The following is a 7701-nucleotide window of genomic DNA, read 5'->3' as shown; positions in this document are numbered from 1 at the left end:
GTAACCGCACGCGTCTCCCGCAACTACTGGAGAACCAGCACGAGTCGAGACCGCCGGCACACACCACCGCCCGCCTCAGCCTCCGCCCTTCCGCAGAAGTTGCGGTAACCACGCGCGTCTCCCGCAACTACTGGAGAAGCAGCACCAGCCACCACAGGCAGCCTCCCGCAGCCCCCGTCACCCCTGCGCCGGCGTCAGAGTCGACACCGCCTCGTGGAACGTGCCCACCCCCGCGGCCACGCCCTCCAGGCTCAGCACCGTCCAGGTCGGCCCCGTCCGCACCAGCACGCCCAGCTCCTGCGCCGGCCGCGTGCGCGTGCGCCGCAGCTCCAGCACGAACAGCCCGGGTCGCGCCTCGCGGACCTCGGGGCTGCGTCGATCGGGCAGTCTCACGCCGCCCTCCTCCCGTCCTCCGAGAGCAGCGTCAGCGGTAGACGCTCCACTCCTTCTTGATCACGCGCTTCTCCTCGCCGTTCACCGAGACGATCCACTCGCCGTCCCGCTTCGCGATCACGCGCCCGCGCAGGTACTGCGGCTCCCAGCCGTCCGCCCGCGGAACCCACTTCACGAAGCGCGCGAACCGCCCCGGCGCCACATCGTCCCTCGACATCGTCCACTCCCCTCGTCCCACCCGAAGTCCCCCGCGCTCCGAGTCGGTCACGCGGTTCCTCCGGGATGCTCTGGACACTAAGTCGGGCTCGTCGGATGTGTGGAGGGCGTTGACTCCGCCGCCCGTCTCTGGCAGTGCCCGCGGCCGACGGACCCGGAGCGAAGCCCTCGCGCTCCCGGCTTCCCCCGAGCGCCGATGCGTCCGTAGATTCGAGGCATGACCTCCTCCGATCGCGAAGCCCGCCTCGCCGACGTGTTCGTCGCGCTCGCCGACGCCCTGCGCCCCGAGCACGACGTCATCGACACGATGGACACGCTGGTCGACGCCGCGACCCGCTTCACCGCGGCGGTGGACGCCGGCATCGTCCTGGCCGACGGCGAGGGCACCCTGCACGTGATGGCGTCCACGAGCGAGCGAGCCGCCGAGATCGAGGAGGAGCAGCTCGGTACTCGCGAGGGCCCGTGCCTCGAGGCGTTCCACGGCGGCGCCGTCGTCGAGCTCGCCGACCTCGAGCGGTCCGACCGCTGGCCCGACTTCACCCGCACCGCGCTCGACCGCGGCTTCCGTGCCGTGCACGCGACTCCGCTGCGCCACCGCGACCGCACGCTCGGCGCGATCAACGTCTTCGCGAGCGAGCCCGGCTCCTTCAGCGACAACGACGTGGCCGTCCTGCAGGCCCTCGCCGACGTCGCCACCCTCGGCATCGTGTTCAGCGAGACCGTGCGCGAGCAGAACGACATCACGGCGCAGCTGCAGCACGCGCTCGACTCCCGCATCGTGATCGAGCAGGCCAAGGGCGTCCTCGCCGAGCGGCAGAGCATCAGCATCGACCACGCGTTCACGCTGCTCAGGAGTCATGCCCGCCGCACCGGCGCGCGGCTGCGCGACGTGGCGAACGGAGTGGTCGCCACCACCGGCACCCTGTGATCGAACGCCGACCGCGATCCAGGCACCTCCGCGACCCAGGCACCTCCGCGTTCCGCCCACCCCCGCCCCCGGTTGGCAACCCTCTTCACCCGGTGGGCAGCAGTCGGTGATCGTGTCGGCATGCGAAGACTGCACTACGCCGGCGGCGTCATGCTCGTCGGGGACGCGACCTGCAAGGCCGTCCTCCGCTACGCGAGGGCGCTCGCCGACGTCGGCGAGTCCGACGTGGTGCAGATCCCGGTCGTGACCGAGGGCGGGAGCCGCGCCCACGCCCACCTGCTCCTCGGTCCCGCCAGCCAGCTCTCCTCGACCCCCGTCGAGAACAGCCAGGGCGAGGATCCGCTGGACGAGGGGGTCGTCGCCCGCATCGAGCTCGAGGCGCGGCGGATGCAGCCCGCCCGGCCGTCGTGGAGCGACGAGATGACCGACAACCCCGACGTCGACTTCCTCGACTTCACCGACGTCCTCGGCCAGAGCACCGACTCGGCCTCGCCCGGCACCTGATCCACTCCGTCAACCCCCGCGTGGAAATCCCCAGCGCCCCCGTAGCGTAGAGGATCTGCGCGGAACCGGAGCGCGCGGAGCACGGCGTCCGCCCCGGGCGCCGGCAACGGCGGGAGACACCATGGGCAGGCTGTTCTACGACTCGAGCACCGAGGCGGACTTCGAGGACAGGATCCTCGCCCACCTCCAGGTCGTCATCGGCACCAAGCTGGGCAAGGGAGAGAGCTTCTACCTCTCGTGGAAGGACACCGGCGGAGTCGGCAACGGCCGCACCGCGCTCTGGCTGCACCCGGCGATCCCCCTGCGGTTCAAGTACTTCGGCGGCCGGGCTCCGTCGATCAATCCGGAGTGGATCCGCCGCCTGCTCCAGGACTCGTACGCGGGCCAGGGCCTGCGCATCACGCCCGAGCCGGAGTCGGCCGTGCCGGACCGAGTGGCGGTCAGCGCATGAAGCGGGTCGAGCTCCAGTACGGCGGACGCCGGTACTCCCTAGCCGACGTCACGATCGACGAGGTGCAGGCCCGCGTGGCCGAGGCGCTCGCTTCCGAGCCGCACTGGCTCGAGGTCGCCGAGGGCGAGGCCGACGCCCGCAGCGCGCATCTCCTGATCACGCCGGGGGTCCCCCTCGCGATCAGCGCTCCGGAGTAGCACCGCCACGTCCCCGGAGCAGCACCGTCACGTGCCGGCGTGCGCGACCGTCTCGACGAGATACGGCCGCCCGCCCAGCCGGGCGACGGTGGATCCCGAGCACGCGGTGGCCCAGCGTCCCGCGGCCTCCGGTCCGAGTCCCCGCCGCAGTCCCTGGACGAGCCCCGCGACGAAGGAGTCGCCACCGCCCGTGCGGTCGACCGGCACGAGCTCGCCGAACGGCACGTGCACCCGGTGCCGCCCCCAGGCGATCGTGTTGCCGTCCTCGCTCGCCACGGCGACGATCGCGGGCCCGCGCGAGCGGAGGAGGTCGGCGGCGTCCGCCGCCTCCGACGCCGTGCGCACCGTCCCGCCGACCAGCTCCGAGGCCTCGTCGGCGTCGGCGCGCAGCACCTCGGCGAGCCGGAGCAGCTCGTCGGCCTCCCCGCCCTGCACGGCCCCGTCGAGCACGACCCGGAGCCCCGCCGCCGACGCGCGCCGCGCGAGCCGCAGCACCGCCGCCGCGGGCTGCTGCAGCTGGAGGCTCACCGTGTCCCACCGGTCCAGCTCGCGCACGGCCGCCACGTCCGCGCCTCGCACGAGGGACTCCTCCGGAACGTCCTCGAGCAGCCGCGAGACCCCGTCGGCGTCGACCACGTCGACCAGCAGAGCGGAGGCGCCGCGTCGCGCCACGTAGCGCACCCCGATGCCGTCGGTGCGCAGCCGCGCCACCAGCGCTTCGCCCACCGCGTCCCGACCCGCCACTCCGATCAGGTCGACCTCGGCGCCGAGCTGCGCGAGCGCGACCGCCTGGTTGGCGCCCTTGCCGCCGAGCACCTCGCGTCTCGCGCGCACCGTCGCGCTGCCACCGCCCTCGGGCACCCGAGGCACGGCCAGCACGAGATCGCGCGCGATCTGACCCAGCACGAGCACGCCGCTCATCCGAGGACCTCCTCCGTCACGCCCGCGTGTCGTCGAAGGCGCTGGTCGCCTCCGCGGTGCGGGAGATGCCGTCCTCGACGGCGCCCCTCGAGAAGGTGCGCCGGCCCGTGGCGCTCTCGCAGACCACTCCGCCGCGCTCGTCGACCGAGCGCACCGTCCACTCCTCGCTCGCCGGATCGTCGGCGGCGTGGAACCGGATGCCGATGTGGAGCCGCGCCCCGCTCATCCGCTGCTCCGCGCGGGAGGGACGGCGCGCACGGGCGCCAGGATGTCGACGAGGTCCTGCATCGTGCCGACCGGCCGAGGCGTCCGCTCCCCGGTCCGCCGGAGAGAGGTCGGCGGATCCGTCGGCAGCACGTACCCGATCGGCACGCCGTCCTCGGACACCGTCAGCAGCACCTCGCCCGCGACAGGATCGGGGGCGCCGATCTCGATCCGCCGCGAACCGACGGTGGCGGTCTGCGGCTCCTTGCGCGCGAAGCGCACCCACTGGGGGATCTCGTCGGACATCGTCTCCGCCTCTCCTCGATCGATCCGGCGACGGTACGTCGCCCCCGGCCCGGACGCGGAGAGGGTTTACCCCTCCGGCGGCGGCTGCTACCGTCCGGGCGGATCGAGGACGTGGCGGCAGCCGATCCGTCCGCGTCGCAGGTTCTCGCGCTCGAGTCGCAGCCGCACTCTGACCCGCCGGACGTCGCGCGCCGGGAGCGCGGACCAGCCCGCCGCCTCCTCCTGCAGCGCACGGCGGCGCTCGATCGCCGCCGTGCGCGCGTCGAGGCACGGCGACTGCGCGATCGACGCCAGTTCGCGCAGGAGCAGCGCGAGCTCCTCCTCCGTCGACCCGAGCACCAGGACGCCCTCCTCGCGGGGCTCCGGGCGGCGCACGCGCTGCATGCTCCTCACCGGATCCCGTGCTCCTGCAGCCACAGCTCGAGCACCGCGAGCTGCCAGAGCCGGTTGCCCCCGGTGGGCAGCAGCGCCCCCGGATCGACGAGCATCTCGTCGACGAAGCCGCGCCGCAGCAGCCCGCGGCCCCGCGCCGTCTCGGAGTCGAGGGCGTCCTCGACGAGGTCGAGCAGCGGCCCGGTCGGCTCGAGCAGGTCCGGCACCGGGAAGTACCCCTTGGGCCGGTCCACCACGCCCTCCGGGAGCAGCGGGCGCGCGATGTCCTTCAGCAGCGTCTTGCCCCCGCGACCGGACTTGAGGTGCGGAGGCGCCGCCGCGACCAGCTCGACGAGCTCGTGATCCAGGAACGGCACGCGCGCCTCCACTCCCCAGGCCATCGTCATCGTGTCGACGCGCTTCACCGGGTCGTCGGGCATGAGCACGTGGGTGTCGAGCCGCAGCACGACGTCCAGCGGAGTGTCGGCACCGCCCGACCGGAACGCGGACTTCACGAGCGCGCCGCTGGGGTCCTCGAGGAGCGCGTGCTCGTCCTCGACCGCGCGCAGGACGCTCCGGTGCGGGCGGTCGCGGAACGCGCGGGTGAACGCGCGGTAGGCGTCCTTCCGCCGCGCGCCCGGGTCGATCCGGTGGTAGCCGTAGCCGCCGAACACCTCGTCGGCGCCCTGCCCCGACTGCACGACCGTGACGTGCTCCGAGACGGCCCGCGCGAGGAGGAAGAAGGCGGTCGCGTCGTGGGTGCCCATCGGCTCCGACATCGCGCCGACCGCGGCGCAGACGGCCGAGGGCAGGTCGTCCACGCCGACCCGGAGGCGGTGGTGCGCCGTCCCGAAGCGCTGCGCGACCGCGTCCGACCAGCGGAACTCGTCGCCGGCGCGGCCCCCTCGGTCCTCGAAGCCGATCGAGAACGTCTCGATCCCGTCCGCGAGCCCCTCCTCGGCGAGGAGCTCGACGATCAGGCTCGAGTCCACTCCGCCCGAGAGGAGGACGCCGACGGGCACGTCGGCCACGGTCCGGCGCCGCACAGCGGTGCGCAGCGCGTCGTGCACCGCCTCGCGCCAGTCGGCGTCGCTCCAGGAGGCGCGCTCGGGATCCCGCTCGTAGCGCGGCTCCCAGTAGCGCAGGTCCCGTTCGGAGCCGTCGCGGTCGATCACCCGCAGCGTCGCGGGCGGCAGCTTGCGGACGCCCCGCAGGATCGTCCGGGGCGCAGGCACGATGGAGTGCCAGCTGAGGTAGTGGTGGAGCGCCACGTCGTCGATCCGGGTGTCGACCCCGCCGCCCGCGAGCAGCGCAGGGAGCGTCGAGGCGACGCGCACGGCCGCCCCGACGCGGGTGACGTACAGCGGCTTGATGCCGAGGCGGTCGCGGACGAGCACCACCCGCCCCGCCGCCCGGTCGACGAGGACGATCGCGAACATGCCGACGAGGTGCTGCACGAAGTCGAGCCCCCAGCGCTCGTAGGCGCGCAGGATCACCTCCGTGTCTCCCGACGTGCGGAAGCACTGCGGGCCCAGCTCCGCCCGGAGCTCCCGGTGGTTGTAGATGCAGCCGTTGAAGACGATCGCGAGACCGGCCGCGTCGTCGGTCATCGGCTGCGCGGAGGCGTCGGAGAGGTCGATGATGCTCAGCCGCCGGTGCCCGAGCGCCACCGGTCCGTCGCTCCAGAGCCCCTCGCCGTCGGGTCCCCTGGCGGCGAGCGCCGCGGTCATCCTCCCCACGACGTCGCGATCCGCCTCCGCCCCGTCGGTCCTGATCTCGCCGGCGATGCCGCACATGGTGCTCCTCCTGCTGCAGCGCGTCGGTCCTGGAGCGCTGCCGTCCTCGAAGTCCTATCCGCGCCCGGTGTCCTCGATGCACCCCCTTGCCCGGAGGCGGTGCCGTGTGGTTCGCGCGAGCGGGCGGCGCGGCATGATCGCCGCCCGGGGCGTCCGTGGCAAGCCTCTGCGTGCGGCGGATCGGGCGTTCCGATACTGACGCCATGAGAACCACTGCCCGGAGCAGGAGCACCGTCTCCACGAGCACCGCCGCACCGAGGACCGTCGGCGTCGAGGAGGAGCTGCTGCTGGTGTCCGCAGAGACAGGAGCGCCGGTCCCGGTCGCGGCGCAGATCCTCGCCGCGCACGCCCGCGAGGCCGCGGCTCCCGACGGCACGGTCCTCGTCGCCGAGATGCAGGACGAGATGATCGAGGTGGTGTCGGCACCGTTCACGAGCGGCGCCGAGCTGACCCGGGCGCTCACCGCGGGACGGGCGCTGGCCGACGGCCTGGCGCGCCGGCTGGGCGCGCGAGCCAGCGCCGTCGCCTCGTCACCGCTGCCCTGCTCGCCGCACTCCTTCGACACTCCGCGCTACCGGGAGCTGGCCCGCCGCTACGGCTGCACCGGGCGCGAGAGCCTGGCCTGCGCGCTGCACGTGCACGTCGGGATCGAGTCGCCGGAGGAGGGCGTCGCCGTCCTGAACCGGATCCGCGGCTGGCTGCCCGCGCTCCGCGCCCTGAGCGCGAACTCGCCGTTCCACGACGGAGCCGACAGCGGCTACGCCAGCTACCGCTTCCTCGACTGGCACCGCTGGCCCTCGGCCGGACCGACCGACGTGTTCTCCTCCGTCGTCGACTACACCTCCTTCGAGGAGCGGATGCTGGCCACGGGCACTCTGCTGGACAACGGGATGCTCTACCTCGCGCCCGCCTGTCCGCCGTGCACCCCACGGTCGAGATCCGCGTGGCCGACGTCTGCGCCGACGTCGACAGCGCGACGACCCTGGCGCTGCTCACCCGCGCGATGGTCGAGACGGCCGCCGAGGAGTGGCGCCGCGGATCGCCGCCGGACGAGATCCCGACCGCGGTGCTGCGTCTCGCGTCCTGGCAGGCGGCCCTGACGGGCACACTCGGGCCGCTCGTCGATCCGCGCTCCGGGCGCCCCCGTGCCGCGTCGGTGGTGCTCGACGCCCTCCTGGCCCGGGTCCGTCCCGCCCTCGAGCGCAGCGGCGATCTGGCGCGGGTCTGCTCGGGTGTGAACCGCATCCTCTACCGCGGCACCGGAGCGGAGCGGCAGCGCGCCGCGGCGGCTCGCGGGGACCTGCGCGACGCCGTGTCGGTCGGGCTGCCCGAGGGCGTCGCCCCGCCGCGGCCGGTCGATCCGCCCCGGGTGCCGGTCGCGCGGCACTCGTGACCCCCCTCCGACCCGATCGA

The 7701-nt window shown here is 73.9% G+C and carries 11 protein-coding genes and 1 pseudogene; 5 read left to right on the top strand and 7 right to left on the bottom strand.

What is annotated here, in order from left to right:
* Positions 1-177: 177 nt before the first annotated feature.
* Both B0T42_RS13700 and B0T42_RS19630 read right to left on the bottom strand, forming a co-directional pair.
* Complete coding sequence (locus tag B0T42_RS13700; RefSeq protein WP_077223617.1) at positions 178-393, bottom strand: hypothetical protein; 216 nt, start codon at positions 391-393, stop codon at positions 178-180.
* Positions 394-424: 31 nt separating this feature from the next.
* Positions 425-610: a hypothetical protein gene (locus B0T42_RS19630; protein WP_139344522.1), complete on the bottom strand. Its 186-nt coding sequence runs from the start codon at positions 608-610 to the stop codon at positions 425-427.
* A 216-nt stretch (positions 611-826) separates the two neighbouring features.
* Between B0T42_RS19630 and B0T42_RS13695 the strand changes: the two genes are divergently transcribed.
* The 4 genes from B0T42_RS13695 (at position 827) to B0T42_RS13680 (ending at position 2689) form a co-directional block, all read left to right on the top strand.
* Complete coding sequence (locus B0T42_RS13695; RefSeq protein ID WP_077223616.1) at positions 827-1537, top strand: GAF and ANTAR domain-containing protein; 711 nt, start codon at positions 827-829, stop codon at positions 1535-1537.
* Positions 1538-1657: 120 nt separating this feature from the next.
* Positions 1658-2041 (top strand): hypothetical protein, encoded by a 384-nt coding sequence (locus B0T42_RS13690; protein WP_077223615.1) that lies wholly within the window; start codon positions 1658-1660, stop codon positions 2039-2041.
* A gap of 121 nt (positions 2042-2162) precedes the next feature.
* Positions 2163-2492 carry a DUF7882 family protein gene (locus B0T42_RS13685; RefSeq protein ID WP_077223614.1) on the top strand — a complete coding sequence of 110 codons (330 nt, stop codon included), beginning with the start codon at positions 2163-2165 and terminating at the stop codon, positions 2490-2492.
* Positions 2489-2689, top strand: a complete 201-nt coding sequence (locus B0T42_RS13680; RefSeq protein WP_077223613.1) for a hypothetical protein — start codon at positions 2489-2491, stop codon at positions 2687-2689. The genes B0T42_RS13685 and B0T42_RS13680 overlap by 4 nt, the downstream gene beginning before the upstream one ends.
* 27 nt (positions 2690-2716) lie before the next feature.
* Here B0T42_RS13680 and B0T42_RS13675 read toward each other — a convergent pair whose 3' ends face one another.
* From B0T42_RS13675 to B0T42_RS13655, 5 genes are all read right to left on the bottom strand, one after another.
* Positions 2717-3610, bottom strand: a complete 894-nt coding sequence (locus B0T42_RS13675; protein WP_077223612.1) for a PfkB family carbohydrate kinase — start codon at positions 3608-3610, stop codon at positions 2717-2719.
* Between the two features lie 16 nt (positions 3611-3626).
* A complete protein-coding gene (locus B0T42_RS13670; RefSeq protein WP_077223611.1) occupies positions 3627-3836 on the bottom strand; it encodes a hypothetical protein in 210 nt (69 codons plus the stop codon).
* Positions 3833-4120, bottom strand: a complete 288-nt coding sequence (locus B0T42_RS13665) for a hypothetical protein (protein ID WP_077223610.1) — start codon at positions 4118-4120, stop codon at positions 3833-3835. Before B0T42_RS13665 ends, B0T42_RS13670 begins: the two co-directional genes overlap by 4 nt.
* 87 nt (positions 4121-4207) lie before the next feature.
* Positions 4208-4504, bottom strand: coding sequence for a hypothetical protein (locus tag B0T42_RS13660; protein WP_077223609.1), 297 nt, complete (start codon positions 4502-4504; stop codon positions 4208-4210).
* A gap of 5 nt (positions 4505-4509) precedes the next feature.
* Positions 4510-6288, bottom strand: coding sequence for an N-acetylglutaminylglutamine amidotransferase (locus B0T42_RS13655; protein ID WP_077223608.1), 1779 nt, complete (start codon positions 6286-6288; stop codon positions 4510-4512).
* Positions 6289-6491: 203 nt separating this feature from the next.
* On the opposite strand from B0T42_RS13655, the pseudogene B0T42_RS13650 reads away from it, so the two are divergent.
* Positions 6492-7681: pseudogene (locus B0T42_RS13650) on the top strand (carboxylate-amine ligase).
* The last annotated feature ends 20 nt before the right edge of the window (positions 7682-7701 follow it).

Origin of the sequence: Rathayibacter rhapontici (genome assembly GCF_001995175.1) — a bacterium.
Taxonomy (GTDB): Bacteria; Actinomycetota; Actinomycetes; order Actinomycetales; family Microbacteriaceae; genus Rathayibacter.
This window is presented reverse-complemented; position numbering and strand designations above follow the sequence as displayed.

What these genes read in the sequence shown, in the direction of transcription:
- B0T42_RS13665 (WP_077223610.1), bottom strand. Translation starts at nt 4,120, where the DNA reads ATGTCCGACGAGATCCCCCAGTGGGTGCGCTTCGCGCGCAAGGAGCCG.
- B0T42_RS13695 (WP_077223616.1), top strand. Translation starts at nt 827, where the DNA reads ATGACCTCCTCCGATCGCGAAGCCCGCCTCGCCGACGTGTTCGTCGCG.
- B0T42_RS13675 (WP_077223612.1), bottom strand. Translation starts at nt 3,610, where the DNA reads ATGAGCGGCGTGCTCGTGCTGGGTCAGATCGCGCGCGATCTCGTGCTG.
- B0T42_RS13690 (WP_077223615.1), top strand. Translation starts at nt 1,658, where the DNA reads ATGCGAAGACTGCACTACGCCGGCGGCGTCATGCTCGTCGGGGACGCG.
- B0T42_RS13685 (WP_077223614.1), top strand. Translation starts at nt 2,163, where the DNA reads ATGGGCAGGCTGTTCTACGACTCGAGCACCGAGGCGGACTTCGAGGAC.
- B0T42_RS19630 (WP_139344522.1), bottom strand. Translation starts at nt 610, where the DNA reads ATGTCGAGGGACGATGTGGCGCCGGGGCGGTTCGCGCGCTTCGTGAAG.
- B0T42_RS13655 (WP_077223608.1), bottom strand. Translation starts at nt 6,288, where the DNA reads ATGTGCGGCATCGCCGGCGAGATCAGGACCGACGGGGCGGAGGCGGAT.
- B0T42_RS13670 (WP_077223611.1), bottom strand. Translation starts at nt 3,836, where the DNA reads ATGAGCGGGGCGCGGCTCCACATCGGCATCCGGTTCCACGCCGCCGAC.
- B0T42_RS13660 (WP_077223609.1), bottom strand. Translation starts at nt 4,504, where the DNA reads ATGCAGCGCGTGCGCCGCCCGGAGCCCCGCGAGGAGGGCGTCCTGGTG.
- B0T42_RS13680 (WP_077223613.1), top strand. Translation starts at nt 2,489, where the DNA reads ATGAAGCGGGTCGAGCTCCAGTACGGCGGACGCCGGTACTCCCTAGCC.